Here is an 18032-nt window from a genome sequence, read left to right as displayed (position 1 = left end):
AGCGTGGGAATGATCATGTGCGCTGTATGTTCAGCGTTTCACCGCAGTGGGCCTGGAATGCTCCGCCCGCTTGCGCAACTGTTCGAACACCGCCGGATACGCCGGCCGTTGCACATATCGCCCGGCCCCACGCTCGGCGCGCAGGTCGCCATCGGCCCAGACCAGCTTGCCCTGGCTGATGGTGTGGCTCGGCACGCCGCGTACGGTCTTGCCTTCGAAGATGTTGAAATCGACTTGCTGATGATGGGTCTTGGCGGAAATGGTGCGCGTGCCCTCGGGGTCCCACAGCACCAGGTCGGCATCGGCGCCGACGCGAATCGCGCCTTTGCGCGGGTAGAGGTTGAAGATCTTTGCGGTGTTGGTGGAGGTCAGCGCGACGAACTCCTGCATCGACAGGCGCCCGGTATTCACGCCCTCGTGCCACAACAGCGCCATACGGTCTTCGATACCGGCGGTGCCGTTGGGGATCTTGCTGAAGTCGTCACGCCCGGCGGCCTTTTGCTCGGCGCAGAAGCAGCAGTGGTCGGTGGCGGTGGTGTGCAGGTTGCCGGATTGCAAGCCGTGCCACAGCGCTTCCTGGTGCCCGCGCGGGCGGAACGGTGGGCTCATCACGTAGCCGGCGGCGGTCTGCCAGTCGGGGTGCTGGTAGACGCTGTCGTCCAGCAGCAGGTGCCCGGCGAGCACTTCCCCGTAGACCGCCTGGCCCTTGCCTCGGGCGTAAGTGATTTCGTCCAGCGCCTCCTGGGTGGAAACGTGCACCAGGTATAACGGCGTGCCGATGGTCTCGGCGATGCGGATCGCACGGCTGGCCGCTTCGCCTTCCACTTGGGAAGGGCGCGACAGCGGATGCGCTTCCGGCCCGGTGATGCCCTGGGCCATCAGCTTGCGTTGCAGGTGATAGACCAGCTCGCCGTTTTCCGCATGCACCGTGGGCACCGCGCCCAGTTCGAGGCAGCGTTCGAAACTGGCCACCAGGGTGTCGTCGGCCGCCATGATCGCGTTCTTGTAGGCCATGAAATGCTTGAAGCTGTTGATGCCGTGATGGCTGACCAGCTCGGCCATTTCCTCGCGGACCTGTTCGCTCCACCAGGTGATCGCCACATGAAAGCCGTAGTCGGACGCCGACTTTTCGGCCCAGCCGCGCCACTGGTGGAACGCCTCCATCAACGACTGCTGCGGGTTGGGGATCACGAAGTCGATGATAGACGTGGTGCCACCGGCCAGCCCCGCCGCCGTGCCACTGAAAAAATCTTCACTGGCCACGGTGCCCATGAACGGAAGTTGCATATGGGTATGGGGATCGATGCCACCGGGCATCAAGTACTGGCCGCTGCCGTCGAGTGTTTCAGTGCCGGCGGGAATATCCAGGTCCGTGCCGATAGCACGAATCAGACCGCCTGCGCATAACACATCGGCGCGGTAACTTTCATCATGGGTAATAACGGTAGCGCCACGGATCAACAGCGACATGTCGAGTTCCTCACAGGCTTGACCGGCTTGTGCCAGTTCTAAGTGTTGTAATACGGCTTGCCGATAACCGGTTGATTCCTGTCATCGGTGACAGGAATAGAAACTAGACCGAGTTTTTCGATTGAGCAAGAATATTTTTATTAGGCTTATAACCAATATAACTACTTGATTTTAAACGTTAAAAATCAAAATTCACCAAAATGAAGCAGCCTCACACCATTTTGACGCACTTGACAGGTTGTCGATTTGAACAACATTTCTTATTGCAAATCAGCCGGTTGAACGATGGCGCTTGACGGGGCCGGGAAATAAAAATAATTGTGTTGCACCAGATTGAGTCCTGAAGGTTCGGACAACTTCCTTGCTATTCACCCTGAGTTCCCAGGGCAAGTTCCGAAGACGCAATCGGTCAATCGGATAAAGCTGATAAACATCAGCCAGTTATAGATGCAGCGTGGGTCGGGAAGCAGTTATCGGCACGGTTATTGAGTGCAGTGGCGGCTGGCCGGGCCCGAGATGTCATGTTGTCGACGAGGTACTCCGGCCACCTGCCCTAACCGTGCAGGTGAGCAAGAATAATTTTAAAAAAACCGTGGAGCGGCCATGCAACAGAACAGATCGCAAGTCATCGAACGTAACGGCCTGTACGAACTCGACGCCGGCCCCGACGTCCTCGACAGCCCTCGCTACAACCACGACATGGCACCGACCAAGGTGCACGAACGCACCTGGAACAAATGGCACATCACTGCGCTGTGGGTCGGCATGTCGATTTGTGTGCCTACTTACACGTTGGGCGGCGTGCTCACCGCGTACTTCGGGTTGTCGGTGGGCGAGGCGCTGATGGCGATTTTGCTGGCCAACATCGTGGTGCTTATCCCCCTCACGCTCAATGCGTTTCCCGGTACGAAATACGGCATCCCGTTTCCGGTGCTGTTGCGCTCATCGTTCGGCATTCTCGGCTCCAACGTGCCATGCCTGATTCGGGCACTGGTGGCGTGTGGCTGGTTCGGTATCCAGACGATGTTTGGCGGCCTGGCGATTCACTTGTTCCTGGGCTCGATTTTCGAGGGCTGGAAATCCCTTGGCGGCACCGGTGAGGTGATCGGTTTCATGATTTTCTGGTGCCTGAATTTGTGGGTGGTGCTGCGCGGCGCCGAGTCGATCAAGCGCCTGGAAACCCTGTCGGCGCCGCTGCTGGTCGCGGTGGGCATTGGCTTGCTGGTGTGGGCGATGCCGAATGTGTCCCTCAGTGAGCTGATGGCGATTCCACCCAAGCGCCCCGAAGGCGCGAGCCTAACGGGTTATTTCATGGCGGGCCTGACTGCCATGGTCGGATTCTGGGCCACCTTGTCGCTGAATATCCCGGACTTCAGCCGCTACGCCAAAAGCCAGAAGGACCAGATCCTCGGGCAGGTTTTCGGCCTGCCGCTGACCATGTTCCTGTTCGCTGCGCTTGGCGTGATCATGACGGCGGCCTCGGTAAAACTCGTGGGGGTCAGCGTGTCCGACCCGGTCACCCTGATTGGCCATATCCAGAGCCCGGTGTGGGTCGCCATCGCCATGGCGCTGATCATCATCGCCACCTTGTCCACCAACACGGCGGCGAACATTGTCTCGCCGACCAACGACTTCCAGAACATCGCGCCCAAGCTGATCAACCGCACCACGGCGGTGATTCTTACCGGGGTGGTGGGGCTGGCGTTGATGGCCCATGAGCTGCTGAAAAAACTCGGGCTGATCGTGTCCGATGTCAGCCTGGAGACGGTGTATTCCAACTGGCTGCTCGGCTACTCCAGCCTGTTGGGGCCGATCGCCGGGATCATGGTGGTGGACTACTTCATTACCCGCAGACAGCAACTGGACCTTGCCGGTTTGTACCGCGACGACGTGTACCCGGCGTGGAACTGGAGCGGCTTCGTCGCCTTTGGCGTGCCGGTGGTGCTGACCTTGCTGTCCCTGGGCAGCGATGCATTCAGTTGGTTCTACAGCTACGGCTGGTTCACCGGTTCGGCATTGGGCGGGGTGTTGTATTACGGCCTGAATGCCCGGCGCGCAATCACCCCGATGCCCGCCAAATCCCCGCTATAACGCCATTGGAATGCGGTCCAATCATAAGAAATGTAGCCTGAGGAGATCCCCATGAACGCTGCCCTCGACGTCCTGCAATCGTCCCATCAGCACATCAACCGCGACCGCTTGTGGCAGTCGCTGATGGACCTGGCCAAACTCGGCGCCACCCCAAAAGGTGGGGTGTGCCGGCTGGCCCTCACCGACCTCGACCGCAAGGCCCGCGACCTGTTTGTGCAGTGGTGCGAGCAGGCCGGGTGCACGGTGACCGTCGACGGCATCGGCAATATTTTCGCCCGGCGTCCCGGGCGCAATCCCGACCTGCCGCCGGTGATGACCGGCAGCCACATCGACACCCAGCCCACGGGCGGGAAGTTCGACGGTTGCTTCGGAGTGCTGGCCGGGGTGGAAGTCTTGCGTACCCTCAACGACCTCAAGCTCGAAACCGAGGCGCCGCTGGAGGTGGTGGTGTGGACCAACGAAGAAGGCTCGCGCTTTCCACCCTGCATGATGGGCTCCGGGGTGTTCGCCGAAAAATTCACCCTGGCCGAGACCTTGGCCAAGGTCGATGCGGACGGCGTCAGCGTGGGCGATGCGTTGAATGCGATCGGCTATGCGGGTACGCGGCCGGTCAGCGGGCACAAGGTCGGGGCGTACTTCGAAGCGCATATCGAACAGGGGCCAATCCTGGAGGATGAGAAAAAGACCATCGGCGTGGTGCTCGGCGCACTCGGGCAGAAATGGTTCGACCTGAAACTGCGCGGCGTCGAAGCACACGCGGGGCCTACGCCGATGCACTTGCGCAAGGACGCCCTGGTCGGCGCGGCAGCGGTGGTGGCTGCGGTGAATGCGGCGGCGCTGGGCCATCAGCCGCACGCCTGTGGGACCGTGGGTTGCCTGCAGGCGTATCCCGGTTCGCGCAATGTGATTCCCGGTGAAGTACGCATGACCCTGGATTTTCGTCACTTGGAGCCGGCGCGGCTGGATTCGATAATTGCCCAGGTGCGCACGGTGATTGATGAGACCTGCGCCAAACATGGGTTGAGTTTCGAGCTGGAACCCACCGCCGACTTCCCGCCGCTGTACTTCGACAAAGGCTGCGTAGACGCCGTGCGCGATGCGGCGAATGGCTTGGGCCTGACGAACATGGACATCGTCAGCGGGGCCGGGCACGACGCGATTTTCCTCGCCGAACTGGGCCCGGCGGGAATGATCTTCGTGCCGTGTGAAGGCGGCATCAGCCATAACGAAATCGAGAACGCCGCGCCGGATGATCTGGCGGCGGGGTGTGCGGTGCTGTTGCGCGCCATGCTGGCCGCTTCGGCGGCCATTGCCAGTGGCAAGCTTGCCGCCTGACATGCGGTTAAAAAATGTGGGAGGGGGCTTGCTCCCGATGGCGGTGGGTCAGTGAATAAGTTTGGTGACTGATACACCGCCATCGGGAGCAAGCCCCCTCCCACATTTGAACGGTGTGCGTCAGACCCAGATGGCATCCCACAATGGGTAGTCGCCAATTCGCTCGACCAGACCCGCTCGCAATGGGTTGGCCACTACATACCTGGCTATTTTTACAAGGTCATCTTCTTTGCGCAGTGCCCGGTCGTGGAAGCTTTCCTGCCAGAGGCGGCCTTTGCGTCCGGTCGCGCCGTTGACGGTTCGTGTACTTTTGGATTTCACCTGGCACATCAGGTTTGCCAGCGAGCCTTTTTTCAACTCGATAATCCAGTGGAAATGGTCGGGCATGATCACCCAAGCCAGAGAGTTGGCCAGCCCTTGGTATTGGGCTAGCCGAAACTGCCAGACGACCAGGCGGCCGAGGTGAAAGTCGTTGAATAGGCGAATGCGCTCATGGGTATTGGTGGTGATCAAGTAGATGCGGTTCGGTTCGCTGTACCGACCGATGCGCAGGCGGTGTGAAGCGGGTAGATCAGGCATTCCTTGGCCTCTCTGCTAAGTGGATGCTGAAAGGCTAGAAGGGGTGGGATGAAGGTGTCGTGCAGGCTTTTGGCAGGATGTGTCTGGAAGGGCGCTATCGGGAGCAAGCCCCCTCCCACATGGGCCCGGCAGTGTTCATACATTCTGTGTCTGGCACAAAACCAATGTGGGAGGGGGCTTGCTCCCGAAAAATCCAGGCGCTGAGTCCATTCAGTAAAACTTCCGTGCCTTTACTGGGGTCGCTTCACAGCCTAACGCAGGGCAAGCCTGCTCGCCACAGGGAAGGCCGAGTTCAGCCTGGCTGGACTTCGGAGCATCCATCAATTGATCGATCCACCAATAGCTGCACTCCCTCCACCATCCGACAAATCCCCAGCACTACACTGCGTTGCGCACCTTCAACTTCAAAAGCCAGGTTCGCAGCGATGGCATTGATGGATTCAAGATCTTGAGAAGCATTGACCAGAAGGGTTTCGGTGTCGAGGTCGGGTCGAAGGGTGAAGAGTAGGTTTAAATCTGAAGGCGGGTTTGGACTGTCTTTGATCATGATGTAGTTCCTGGAGAGTTAGGGGCTACCACCAAGTCTTTCTCACGGACTGCGGGTGGCAGCTGTACGCGGAGTGAGAAAACCAAGCCTCCAGGAGCCCGGCCACGCCGAAGCGTGTCCGCGCACAGCCGCCATAACAGCGAGCACAGAAAAAGCGTCTGCACTGTATATGGTGAGCGCTTTTGCGCCAATGGAGTTATTCGGATTTCTCACGTCCGGTCGCTGAATTGGCAGCGACTGGCGAAGAGTAGTAATAGGTGCTCCGAGCGGCAAGCCGAAAAGGTTGTCGGAAAAATCGCTCTGCTTGAGCTCGGAATGTTTGTTCTAAACATCACTCAAAAATTCGACTTTAGAAATTGCCAAATCATGTGATCTATCGGGGGCAATTTCTAAAATTTTTTGAAACATTTGAGTATGCAAAAAATGATGTCGAAAAGATGGCGTTCTTGGTGTGGCGGTCTATAGTGGCTTATCGCCTTATGGGCAGGGGGTAGTGATGGACGAGAAGAAAATAAAAATATCTCGAAACCTTAGAGTTGGGGCATTAGATGCTGAGGCTGATACAGAGCTGCTAAGTCGTTGTTTTGTCGATAACGGCTATTTACGACAGCTTCTAGATGTTGATTCCCCAGAGTCGATTGTTCTTGGCAGGACTGGGTCCGGAAAAAGTGCTCTGCTTTATAAGGTTGCAGCTACAGCACAGAAGTCCGTAAAGCTTGATCCGAATGATATCTCTATAAGGTTTTTAGAGTATTCGGATATTATTCAATTTTTTGACGCCTTAGGGATCAAGCTGGATCTGTTTTATCGACTGTTATGGAGGCATGTATTAACTGTTGAGTTGCTTAAGCTTCGGTATGATATAAAGTCAGAGTGTGATAGTCGAGGCTTTGTCGAAAGTTTGTTAAACTCTTTTAGTCGAGATCTTGCAAAAAGAAAGGCAATTGAGTATTTCAATGAATGGGGTAATAAGTTCTGGCTGGATACAGAGGAACATCTGAAGGAAATCACGAGGAAGCTAGAGTCTGACACGAAAGCTTCTATTGGCGCTGAGTACTCGGGGCTCAGTTTGACTTATGCTGGGGTCGAAAGACTTAGCGAAGGAGAGAAGGTAGAAATAAGGCAGAGGGCCAGCCAAGTCGTTAGTGGTCTCCAGATTAAAAAATTGAACGAGGTTTTAGATTTACTCTCTGAGTACTCATTCTCCGATCCTCAAAAAAAGTTTTATTTGCTGATTGATCAATTGGATGAAGAGTGGGCTGCCACTGAAACAAGAGTTCGTTTCATTAGGGCTTTGATAGAGGAGATAAAGACGTTTCGAAAAATTCGGCAGATCAAGATAATTGCTGCGCTTCGAAAAGATTTACTTGATCTAGTCTTTGATATGACTCGAGATTCTGGTTTTCAGGAGGAAAAATACGAGTCGTATATTTTGAATTTGACTTGGTCTCCCGAGGAACTCACTAAGTTAGTCGAACTTAGAATTAACGAGGTTTTCAAGAGTCAGTATACCAAAGCATTGGTGACCTTTGATGATGTTTTTCCTAAGCCTCGGAAAGGTGGCGGGCAGACGTCAATGGATTTTATTATAGAGCGTACTCTTCGTCGGCCGAGAGATATTTTGCAGTTTGTTAATGAAAGTTTTTTGATTGCGTCCGAGCGGGAGCGTATTTCTTGGAGAGCTTTGCTGGCCGCGGAAGCCCAGTACTCTGGAAAGAGGCTTAAATCATTAAAGGAGGAGTGGGGCGAGATATACCCTAGCTTTGATGATACGGTCGAAATTATTCGAGGCGTTAAAGCAACCTTCACGAAGTCTATGATTAAAGAGGCAAAGCTGGAAGATGTCATGATGTCTTTAGATGATGGGAAAGTGATTGATCCATGTGTAGTTATGGTTAAAAAATATTATGGAGCTAGCGGTATCAAAGAGTCGGATGTTCTCATAAGTTTGCTGTCTTGCTTGTATAGAGTCGGTGCTATAGGAATAAAAGCCAGTGCGGGGGATTCCTATATTTGGTCCTATGTTGATCAGACTTCAGCAACCAGGGGGGAAATCAAGCGGGCGGAGCATCTTAAAGTTCACAAAATGCTCCATCGTGCACTGGACATCATTGCCGACCAACATGAAATTTATGAGGCCGAATCTTTGGACTGATCATGCACTTTTTATGGCCTCCCTTTGTGCGGGTAAGGGGGGCCTCGTTTACATTTCGTCACCTCATCATGGCTGTCAGCCACCCGGTTTCCAGCCACCCCCCAGCGCCGTAACCAAGCCCACACTCGCCTGCAACTGCCGCGTCTGCACCGCCTGCAACGTCCTCTGTGCCTGCAACGCCGCCGTTTGCGCGGTGACCACGTCCAGATAACTCACGGCTCCGGCCTGATAGCTGTTCATCGCCAATACTTGTGTGTGCTGCGCCGCATCCGCCGCCGCTTGTTCGTCCTGCGCCTCCTGCTGCAAATCCCGCAGTTGCGCCAGGTTATCTTCGACCTCGCGCACGGCCTTCAGCACCTGGCTGCGGTACTGCGCCGATGCTTCTTCGAACTCGGCCTTGGCCTGGCGTTCGTTGGCACTCAAGCGCCCGCCATCAAAGATCGGCAGGTTCATCAACGGCCCCAGCGCCCAATAGCGATTACCCGCCGCAAGCAGGTTGCCCACGCCCTGGGTCTGGCCGCCGATCAACCCGGTCAGGCTGAAGTCCGGATACCAGGCCGCCTTGGCCACGCCAATGTTGGCATTGGCCGCAAACACGCGCCGTTCCGCCGCCGCGATATCCGGGCGACGTTGCAGCAGGCGGCTCGGCAGCTGTGAGGGAATGCCGGGCAAGGCAATTAATTGCGGGCTCGGCGGCAAGGAGAAATCGCTGGCCGCCGCGCCGACCAGTTCGCCGATGGCATGCTCGGTCAGGTTGCGCTGCCCGCGCACTTCATCCAACTGCGCCTTGGCCTCGGCCAGTTGACTCTGCGCGCGGGTCAGGTCCAGTTCCGACGCAATCTGGCCTTCATAGCGGCTGCGGGTGAGTTGCAGCGCCTGGCTGAAATCCTCCAGCGAGTGGGCGAGAATCCGGCTCTGCGCATCCAGCCCATTGAGCTGCACATACAGCGTCGCCAACTGGCGTTGCAGGCTCAATCGCGCCACCGCCAGGTCATCGCCGGACGCTTGGGCCTGGGCGTCGCCGGCCGCGACCTGGTTGCGGATTTTGCCCCACAGGTCCAGGTCGTAACTCAACGAAAACCCGGCGGTGTCGCTGTTGTACACCGACGGCTGCGTACTACCGCGCAAGGGTCTGGAATCCGATTGCCGCTGGCGCAACGGCTGCGCGCTGGCGCTGATCTGTGGGAAAAGCCCGGCATGCAATTGACTGGCATACGCCTGGGACGCGTCGAAATGCGCCAGCGCCGCGGCCAGGTCCGGGTTGGCCTTGAGCAGTTGCTGTTGCAGCTCATCGAGCGTTGGGTCGTTGTACAGTTTCCACCACTGCGGCATCAATTGATCGGACGGCTGCGCGCTGTGCCACGGGCCATCGCTGGTGTGTTCGCGGTAACCCGCTGGCAGGTCAACCGACGGCACCTGGTAGCTGGGCGCCAATGAGCAGCCTTGCAATGCCAGCAGCAGGCCGGCCGCAAAAGGTTTAAGCCTTGGGCGCATGGGCACCCCCTGTGGCGTCGGCCAGTTGTACCGGGTCGCCTTCGCGCAGGGCGTCGGGCGGGTTGTCGATGATGCGGTCGGCGGGTTTCAGGCCCTGGTCGATCACCAGGCGTTCGCCCAGGTCCAGGCCGATATGAATGTCTTGCAGGTGCACATGGTTGTGCGGGTCCAGCACCGCGACCTGGGTGCCCTGGGCACGGAAGATCAAGGCGCTGGCCGGGATGCTCACGCCGTGGGTGTCCGCCGGAATCGGCAGGGTGGCTTCGGCATAATCGCCGGGCAGCAACTCACCGTTCGGGTTGTCGGCGACGAACTGCGCGAGCAGGGTGCCGGAGCGCCGGTCGATGGCGGTGGAGTCGCCGATCAGGTGCGCCTTGAAGTGTTCGCCCGGATGTTCGGGCACGCTCAGCTCGGCTTCCAGACCAGGACGGATCACCGCCGCGTAGTTCTGTGGCACCGGCACGTACAGGCGCAGTTGGTGGGTGTCGGCGATGCTGAACAGTTCCGGATCACTGTCGGTATCGGCCTTGATCAACTGGCCGATATCGGTATTGCGCGCGGTGATGGTGCCGGCGAACGGCGCACGGATCGTCTTGTAGCTTTCCAGCGCGCACAGCCGCGCATAGTCGGCGGCGGCAGCCTGGGCATTGGCTTTGGCGGCGGCGGCGTTCGAGGTTTTTTCATCGGCTTCCTGGCGCGACACCGAATGGCTGGCCAACAGGTTTTGCCAGCGCGTTGCGGTGGTGGCGGCAAGGCGCGCATTCGCCTGCTCCTGAACCAGGTGTGCGTGGGTTTGCGCCAGTTGTTGGTCCAGGTCCGGGCTGTCGATTTGTGCGAGGACCTGCCCGGCCTTGACCTGGCTGCCGATGTCGACCTTCCAGTCTTTCAGGTAGCCGCTGACCCGCGCATGGATCGGCGCTTTGCTCCAGGCCTCCAGGTGCGCGGGTAAGCGCAGGGTATCGCCCGCGGCATTCTGTTTGGGCTGGAACACCAGCACCTGGGGAATAGCCGCGGTTTCAGTCCAGGCGCTGACCGACTGTTCATGCAGCGCACGGGCGTGCAAGCCGTTGGCGACCAACAGGGCGGCCAGGGTCAGGCCGCCGACACCCAGGAGCATCAGACGCTTGCGCGAGGGTTTGTGATCAGACGACATGGGGCATTTCTCCAGCAGTTGCGCGGGTAGGGTGACGGCCGTGGACCAGGCTGAAAACCACGGGAACAAACAACAAGGTGGCGATGGTGGCGAAGATCAAGCCGCCGATCACCGCGCGGCCCAACGGCGCGTTCTGCTCCTCGGACAGCGCCAGGGGCAGCATGCCGATGATCATCGCCAGGGCGGTCATGCACACCGGGCGAAAGCGCGTGTAACCGGCTTCCATGGCGGCTTTCAAGGCATCGCCGTGTTCGGCCAGGCGTTCGCGGCAGAAGCTCACCACCAGGATCGAGTTGGCGGTGGCCACGCCCATGCACAGGATCGCGCCGGTGAGGGCCGGCACCGATAACGAGGTGCCGCTGAGGAACAGCATCCACACGATCCCCGCCAGTGCAGCGGGCAACGCGGTGATGATCACGAAAGGGTCGGCCCAGGACTGGAAATTGACCACGATCAGCAAGTAGATCAGCACCACCGCGCCGAGCAGGCCGAAGCTCAACCCGCTGAACGCCTCGTGCAGCGCATCGATCTGCCCGTGCAGGCTGATCGTCGCGCCTTTGGGGCGCATGGACGCGGTGTCATCCAGCACTTTTTGCACATCACGGGCGACGCCGCCGAGGTCGCGGCCCTGCACGTTGGCATACAGGTCCAGGGTAGGTTCGATGTTGTAGTGCGTGACCACCGCCGGGCTTTGTACCCGCGAGATACTCGCGACGCCGCCGAGGATTTGCGACTGGCCGTCGGCACCGGTTACCGGCAGCGCCTCCAGCGCAGGCAGGCTGTCGAGGCGGTATTGCGGCGTTGCGGCGACGATCGAGTAGGACACGCCATTGGCCGGGTTCAGCCAGAACGTCGGCGCTACTTGGGAACTGCCGGCGAGGGAGGCGACCATGCTGTTGGTCACGTCTTTCTCGGTGATGCCCAGGCCATTGGCGCGCAGGCGGTCCACATTCACCTGCAGCGACGGATAACCGGTGGATTGCTGTATACGCAGGTCGGCGATGCCGGGCACGTGTTGCAGTCGGCGTTCGAGCTCTACGGCATAGGCGCGGTTTTCGGCATCGCTGCGCCCGGAAATTTTGACGTCCAGCGGTGCCGGCGCGCCGAAGTTGAGGATCTGGCTGCTGATGTCCGCCGGCAGGAACGCAAAGTGGCTGCCGGGGAAGCTTTGCGGGAGGGCTTCACGCAGTCTTTTGACATAATCGGCGGTGGGCGCGTGGTCCTTTTTCAGGGTGACCTGGATATCGCCGTCCTGCGGGCCGATGGTGCCGCTGCTGCTGTAGGCCATGTCGATGCCGCTGAGGGGGATGCCGATGTTGTCGACGATGGTGTCCAGCTCTTGGGCCGGGATCACTTCGCGAATCCGCGCTTCGATGCGGTCGAACGCAGCGGCGCTTTCCTCGATACGCGTACCCAGCGGCAGGCGCACATGCAGTGCCAGCGCACCGGCATCGGTCGCCGGGAAAAAATCCTGGCCCAGGCTCGGCAGCAACACGAACGAGGCCAGCACGCAGGCGAGAAAACCGATGATAAAGCGTTTGCGCGCGCCCAGCGCGAGTATCAGCAGGCCGTGGTAAGTGTCGCGGATGTTCGAGAAATGCCGCTCGAATCCCTGCTGGAAATTCAGCACCGCTTGCAGCACTCGATTGCGCGGTTTCTTGTGCTGATCACCTTCATGGTGATTGATGAATTCATCTTCCGGATGATGCCCTGCACCTTGCTCCGGCGTGTGCGGCTTGAGCAGGTACATCGCCAGTGTCGGCACCAGGGTGCGCGAGAGGATGAACGAGCTGGCCATGGCAAAGATCACTGCCAGCGCCATCGGCCGGAACAGATACCCGGCGATGCCTTGCAGCAAGAACATCGGCACAAACACGATGCAGATGCACAGCAGCGAGACGAACGCCGGGCCGACAATTTGCGCGGCGCCGTCGAGGATCGCCGTCTTCACCGCCTTGCCTTGTTCCAGGTGCCAATTGATGTTTTCGATGGTCACCGTGGCGTCGTCCACCAGAATGCCCACCGCCAGGGCCAGGCCGCCCAGGGTCATCACATTCAGGGTTTGCCCGCTGACCGCCAACAGCGCGATGGCCGACAACACTGCCAGGGGAATCGACGCGGCGATGATCAGCGTCGAGCGCCAGCTGCCGAGAAACAGCAGGATCATCGCACTGGTCAGCAGGGCTGCGATGATGCCTTCCTGGGCCACGCTGCCCACTGACTGCTTGACGAACACCGAGGCATCGCCCAGCAATGAGGTCTTCAGTGACGGCGGCAGGGTTTCGTTGATGCGCGGCAGCATCTGGCGGATGCCGTCGATGATCGACAGCGTGGAAATACTGCCGTTCTTCAACGCCGGCATCAGCACGGCGCGGTGGCCGTCGACGCGCACGATATTGGTCTGTGGTGGTGAGCCGTCCCTTACGTGAGCGACCTGGCCGATGGTGATGATTGCGCCGTCGACATTCTTGATCGGCAAGTCATTGAGCTCATCGATGGCCTTGGGGCTGTTGTTGAGCAGGATCGTGTATTCGTTGCGGCCGAGCTTGGCGGTGCCCACCGGGATGATCTGGTTCTGCAGCGCCAGGGCATTGCCGACGTCCTGTGCCGACAAACCTTTGGCGGCCAGGGCCTGGGGGTCGAGGTCGAGGGTGATCTGGCGCTGCTTGCCGCCCATGGGCGTGGGCATCGCCAGGCCGGGCAGGGCGCTCAGCGGCAGGCGGATATTGTTCTGCACCAGGTCGCGGATTCTGGCTTCCGAAAGGCTCGGGCTGGAGAACGCCATTTGCAGGATAGGTACGGTGGAGGCGCTGTAGTTGAGGATCAGCGGCGGCGTAATGCCCGGTGGCATCTGTTTGAGCACGGTCTGTGACACCGCCGTGACCTGGGCGTTGGCGGTGCGGATATCCACGCCGGGTTGGAAGAAGATTTTGACGATGCCCATGCCGGGCAGGGACTGGGACTCGATATGTTCGATGTCGTTGACGGTGGTGCTCAGGGAGCGTTCGTAGGTGTAGATCACCCGCCCGGCCATGGCGTCCGGCGACAGGCCGTTGTACTGCCAGACCACGGCGACCACCGGGATGCCGATATCGGGGAACACATCCGTGGGCGTACGCAGGGCCGCCATCGGCCCGATGATGCAGATGAAAATGGCCAACACGATGAAGGTGTACGGCTTGTGCAGTGCGGTCTTTACCAGCCCGAGCATGCGTGGATCTCCGAAAGAGCAGGGTTGCAAACCCCGGCAGTCTTGCCCGACCCACCTAACACGCACCTTTCAGCCAGGTGAAGGAAGATTTAGGTAACGGCTGAAGATCCTTTCATGTGTATTCATTTGTTCTACAAACGGCAGCTCTTCAAGCTTGTCAGCCATCGGATACGCCTTTTTTACTGATGTGCTTTGGAGCCCTGCCATGTCACCGAAAACCCTGTTGTTGATTCCCGCCCTGGCTGCCGCCTTGGTGTTGTCGGCGTGTGCCGGCCCGATACCCCAGGCCGACCCGAGCGAAGCCTGGATCGGCTTGAAAGAAGAAGCACCGAACGACCTGTTGGCCGAGCGCGTCGACGGTCAGCGCGTGGATGACGGGCGCTACTTTGAAGTGAGCCCTGGGGACCATCGCCTGGACGTGACGTTGTTTGAAGAAGAGCCCGGCGACGATAATCAGCAGGACTGCCAGGGCCGGGTTGAGTACAGGCATTTCAAGGCGGGTGAGCATTACACCTTGGAAGAGTCGAGCCTCGGGACCACGGTGCGCGCAGCGCTCAAGGATGGGCACGGCAAGGAGGTTGCCGCCACGCAGGATTTTACCTGCATGCCCGGCTAGGCGTGATGCGCCGTCGCCTTGCTCGGCTTGGCGGGCGCAGTGGGTTTGACGTGGGGGTGATGATGGCGGCGGGTCACGCGCATGACCCCCCACAACATGGCGGCGGCCACCGCCAGCCAACCGCAGATCAGCATGAAAATCGTCGTTGCAAGGCTCATTCAGGCCTCCCTTCGCCCCATCCGGGGTCTATACACAGTCTTTCCAATGGACAGTCTAGCTACCCCGGGGTTGCCTGCTATTGACCAATGGTCGTGTCTGTCCAACTCGTTTGCTCTATCGCCGGCGTTTTACCTACGCTGAAGGCTATACCCCCGCCCAAGAGCGTCCTATGATCGGGGCCCTCACCGGCAGTTGATCAAGAGAGTAAAAAATTGCGCTTACGGTCGAACCTTAAAGCATCCATCCTGCTGGCCTGCGCCCTGGGGCTGGTAGCCTGTTCCAGCCACCCTTCGAAACTCCCCGGCTTGCCGGAGCGGGTTGAACTCAACGGCGTACCGACCTTTCGCAGCGAGGCTTATCAGAGCGGTCCTACGGCTCTGGCCAGCATGCTGTCGCAACAAGGCATTGTCATGACACCGGGGCTACTTGATAAGCCGCTGCACTTGCCAGGCGCCGAGGCCGACCTTGAGCGCAACATGCAAAAGCTGGCGCGCGAGTACGGGCTGATGGTGTATCCACTGGATGCCAAGTTGACCGCGGTGCTGGCGCAGGTGGCGGCGGGTTACCCGGTGATGGCGCGGATCAACTCAAGCTTCTGGTCTGACCCGCGCTATGTCGTGGTGGTGGGATTCAACCAGCAGAAGAGCACGGTGCTGTTGCGTTCCGGCAGGGAGCGGCGATTGATGATGGGATTCAGCGACTTTGAGTCGGCGTGGAAGAGCGCAGGGAATTGGGCGATTCTTACCCAGCGTCCGAGCCAGTTGCCGGCGAATGTGGACGCGCAGCGTTGGCGCGAGGCGGCGAACGCTACGGCCCAGGCCGGGCAGGAAGGGGCGGCGGCCCAGGCTATCAAGGTCCTGGCAGAACGAAAATAATAAATGTGGGAGGGGGCTTGCCCCCGATGCGCTGGATCAGTAGATATTCATGTATCTGACCCACCGCTATCGGGGGCAAGCCCCCTCCCACATTTGATCGGTGCTGTCAGTTGACTAGCGACGCACTTCTGTCACACCTGCACGGTTCTTCAGGTTCTTGTCAGCCTTGTAGCGCAACGCCACATCCGGCACCGCGCCGCCCTTGCCGGTTTCGACCCAGCTGCGAATACGACTGGCATCGGCGAAGTGGGTGAATTTGCCGAAAGCATCCAGGATCACCAGCGACACCGGGCGGTTACCCATGCTGGTCACCAGCACCAGGCAATGCCCGGCCTGGTTGGTAAAACCGGTCTTGGTCAGCTTGATGTCCCAGTTGGCCCGGTTGATCAGGTGGTCGGTGTTGGAGAAACCCAGGGTGTAGTTGGGCTTGCGGAACGCCACGGTTTTTTCCTTGGTGGTACTCAGCTGGCTCAACATCGGAAACTTGCGTGCATAGGCCAGCAGCTTGCTCAGGTCGCGGGCGGTCGACACGTTATGGATCGACAGGCCCGTAGGTTCCACGTAATGGGTACTGGTCATGCCCAGCGCCTTGGCCTTGGCGTTCATCGCGGCAATGAATGCCGCGTAACCGCCCGGGTAATGGTGGGCCAGGCTCGCGGCGGCGCGGTTTTCCGAGGACATCAGCGCGATCAGCAGCATTTCCTTGCGCGGCATTTGGCTACCGATCTTCACCCGGGAGAACACGCCCTTCATCTCTGGTGTGTCGGTGATGTTGATGTCGATGTATTCATCCATGTCCTGCTTGGCTTCCAGCACGATCAGGCCGGTCATCAGCTTGCTGACGGAAGCGATGGGGACCACCACGTCGGGGTTGCTGGAATAGATGACCTTGTTGGTCTGCAGATCCACGAGCATGGCGCTGCCGGAGGCGATTTGCAGTTTGGAGGCGTCACGCGGGGCCAAGGTGGTTTCGGCGGCGTTTGCGAAGGTGCCCGTCAGTGCAAAAAATAGGCTGACAATGGAAAGACGAATTTTCACGCGGATGAACTCGCTAAAAAGTAAGAAGTACCGTTTGGGAACGGGTTTGATGACAAATGGCGTTACATTTTAGGAGTATGGATCAGAAACTGTCGAATGTTCTTCCAGAACCGGACGAAAGTACTTAAAAACTATGAATAAACAGGTTTTTTTCGGGCAATAAAAAGCCCCGCGATAAGGCAGGGCTTTTTCAGTACGCCTGGTTATCAGCTGTGCAGGGTTTCTGCTGCATACAGCGTGTTTTCCAACAGGCACGCCCGGGTCATCGGGCCTACCCCGCCGGGAACCGGGGTGATCCAGCCGGCGCGGGGCAGGGCGGTCTCGTACACCACGTCGCCCACCAGCTTGCCGTCATCTTGGCGGTTGATGCCGACGTCGATCACGATTGCGCCTTCCTTGATCCACTCACCCTTCACCAGGCCCGGCTTGCCCGCGGCGACCACCACCAGATCAGCGCGGCCCACATGGCCGGCGAGGTCCTTGGTGAAGCGGTGGGTAACGGTCACGGTGCAGCCGGCCAGCAACAATTCCATGGCCATCGGGCGGCCGACGATATTCGAGGCGCCAACCACAACCGCGTCGAGCCCATACAGATCGACCCCGGTGCTTTCCAGCAGAGTCATGATGCCTTTGGGCGTGCAGGGGCGCAGCAGTGGGATGCGCTGGGCCAGGCGGCCGACGTTATAAGGGTGGAAGCCATCGACGTCTTTGTCCGGGCGGATGCGTTCCAGCAGTTTGGAGGCGTCCAGATGCTCGGGCAGCGGCAACTGGAGCAGGATGCCGTCCATGTTCGGGTCATCGTTGAGGCTGTCAATCAGGTCGGTCAGGGCCTGTTGAGTGGTCTCCGAAGGCAAGTCATAGGCTTTGGAGATAAAGCCGACCTCTTCACAGTCTTTACGCTTGTGCGAGACATAAACCTGAGAGGCAGGATCGCTGCCGACCAGGATCACCGCGAGGCCAGGCGTGCGCAGGCCTTGCTGGCGACGCTCGGTGACGCGTTTGGCGATCTGCTGGCGCAGGCTGGCGGCGATTGATTTGCCGTCGATAAGTTGTGCAGTCATTACGCGTGATTAACCATCGAGAGGGGGAAGAAAAGTGCGCGCATTCTCGCACGCCAGGGCGCGAGGGCAAAGGCGCTTGGTCTGCAAATTGCCCTAACCCCTTAAATAAAATCAGTTTTTTTTAAAAAAGATTTGACGGGTTTCGGGACCCTCTATACTATTCGTCGCACTTGTCGGGCACAGCCTAGCACTGGTTAGAAGGTCGAGCAGAATTGTTGTGCTGCAAGGCTGGAAACACTTAGTTTGTA

14 protein-coding genes are annotated in these 18032 nt (G+C 59.0%); 5 read left to right on the top strand and 9 right to left on the bottom strand.

Translation table 11 applies throughout. From position 1 onward, the window contains the following. Positions 1-30: 30 nt before the first annotated feature. Entirely contained in the window at positions 31-1470 is a 1440-nt protein-coding gene (hydA, locus tag C4J86_RS16275; RefSeq protein WP_124371154.1) for a dihydropyrimidinase, read from the bottom strand. A gap of 603 nt (positions 1471-2073) precedes the next feature. Between hydA and C4J86_RS16270 the strand changes: the two genes are divergently transcribed. Further along, on the top strand, positions 2074-3561 hold the full coding sequence (locus C4J86_RS16270) for an NCS1 family nucleobase:cation symporter-1 (protein ID WP_124371153.1): 1488 nt from the start codon (positions 2074-2076) through the stop codon (positions 3559-3561). 51 nt (positions 3562-3612) lie between these two features. After that, the gene (locus tag C4J86_RS16265) at positions 3613-4896 is read left to right on the top strand and encodes a Zn-dependent hydrolase (RefSeq protein WP_124371152.1); all 1284 of its coding nucleotides are present in this window, start codon (positions 3613-3615) and stop codon (positions 4894-4896) included. 120 nt (positions 4897-5016) lie between these two features. Here the strand turns inward: C4J86_RS16265 and C4J86_RS16260 are convergent, their stop codons facing one another. Both C4J86_RS16260 and C4J86_RS16255 read right to left on the bottom strand, forming a co-directional pair. Then, entirely contained in the window at positions 5017-5475 is a 459-nt protein-coding gene (locus C4J86_RS16260; RefSeq protein WP_124371151.1) for a transposase, read from the bottom strand. Positions 5476-5767: 292 nt separating this feature from the next. Further along, on the bottom strand, positions 5768-6022 hold the full coding sequence (locus tag C4J86_RS16255; protein WP_124371150.1) for a DUF6124 family protein: 255 nt from the start codon (positions 6020-6022) through the stop codon (positions 5768-5770). Positions 6023-6518: 496 nt separating this feature from the next. Between C4J86_RS16255 and C4J86_RS16250 the strand changes: the two genes are divergently transcribed. Next, entirely contained in the window at positions 6519-8177 is a 1659-nt protein-coding gene (locus C4J86_RS16250; RefSeq protein WP_124371149.1) for a P-loop ATPase, Sll1717 family, read from the top strand. A 75-nt stretch (positions 8178-8252) separates the two neighbouring features. Here C4J86_RS16250 and C4J86_RS16245 read toward each other — a convergent pair whose 3' ends face one another. Genes C4J86_RS16245 through C4J86_RS16235 form a run of 3 tightly spaced genes read right to left on the bottom strand, consistent with a single transcriptional unit; the run spans position 8253 to position 14035 of the window. After that, positions 8253-9671: an efflux transporter outer membrane subunit gene (locus tag C4J86_RS16245; RefSeq protein ID WP_124371148.1), complete on the bottom strand. Its 1419-nt coding sequence runs from the start codon at positions 9669-9671 to the stop codon at positions 8253-8255. Next, the gene (locus tag C4J86_RS16240; RefSeq protein WP_124371147.1) at positions 9655-10824 is read right to left on the bottom strand and encodes an efflux RND transporter periplasmic adaptor subunit; all 1170 of its coding nucleotides are present in this window, start codon (positions 10822-10824) and stop codon (positions 9655-9657) included. Before C4J86_RS16240 ends, C4J86_RS16245 begins: the two co-directional genes overlap by 17 nt. Further along, entirely contained in the window at positions 10814-14035 is a 3222-nt protein-coding gene (locus tag C4J86_RS16235; protein WP_124371146.1) for an efflux RND transporter permease subunit, read from the bottom strand. Before C4J86_RS16235 ends, C4J86_RS16240 begins: the two co-directional genes overlap by 11 nt. 205 nt (positions 14036-14240) lie before the next feature. On the opposite strand from C4J86_RS16235, the gene C4J86_RS16230 reads away from it, so the two are divergent. Continuing rightward, complete coding sequence (locus tag C4J86_RS16230; protein WP_124371145.1) at positions 14241-14651, top strand: hypothetical protein; 411 nt, start codon at positions 14241-14243, stop codon at positions 14649-14651. On the opposite strand, the gene C4J86_RS26875 is transcribed toward C4J86_RS16230, so the two are convergent. Beyond that, on the bottom strand, positions 14648-14809 hold the full coding sequence (locus tag C4J86_RS26875) for a hypothetical protein (RefSeq protein ID WP_164485263.1): 162 nt from the start codon (positions 14807-14809) through the stop codon (positions 14648-14650). The two genes, C4J86_RS16230 and C4J86_RS26875, sit on opposite strands and share 4 nt — an antisense overlap. A 213-nt stretch (positions 14810-15022) precedes the next feature. Between C4J86_RS26875 and C4J86_RS16225 the strand changes: the two genes are divergently transcribed. Next, positions 15023-15685 (top strand): peptidase C39 family protein, encoded by a 663-nt coding sequence (locus C4J86_RS16225; protein WP_124371144.1) that lies wholly within the window; start codon positions 15023-15025, stop codon positions 15683-15685. A gap of 114 nt (positions 15686-15799) precedes the next feature. Here the strand turns inward: C4J86_RS16225 and pbpG are convergent, their stop codons facing one another. Continuing rightward, a complete protein-coding gene (pbpG, locus tag C4J86_RS16220; RefSeq protein WP_124363392.1) occupies positions 15800-16723 on the bottom strand; it encodes a D-alanyl-D-alanine endopeptidase in 924 nt (307 codons plus the stop codon). A gap of 206 nt (positions 16724-16929) precedes the next feature. Further along, a complete protein-coding gene (gene folD / locus C4J86_RS16215) occupies positions 16930-17784 on the bottom strand; it encodes a bifunctional methylenetetrahydrofolate dehydrogenase/methenyltetrahydrofolate cyclohydrolase FolD (protein ID WP_124371143.1) in 855 nt (284 codons plus the stop codon). Positions 17785-18032 lie beyond the last annotated feature (248 nt).

The sequence above is a fragment of the Pseudomonas sp. R2-7-07 genome (assembly GCF_003852355.1).
Classification (GTDB): Bacteria; Pseudomonadota; Gammaproteobacteria; order Pseudomonadales; family Pseudomonadaceae; genus Aquipseudomonas.
This window is presented reverse-complemented; position numbering and strand designations above follow the sequence as displayed.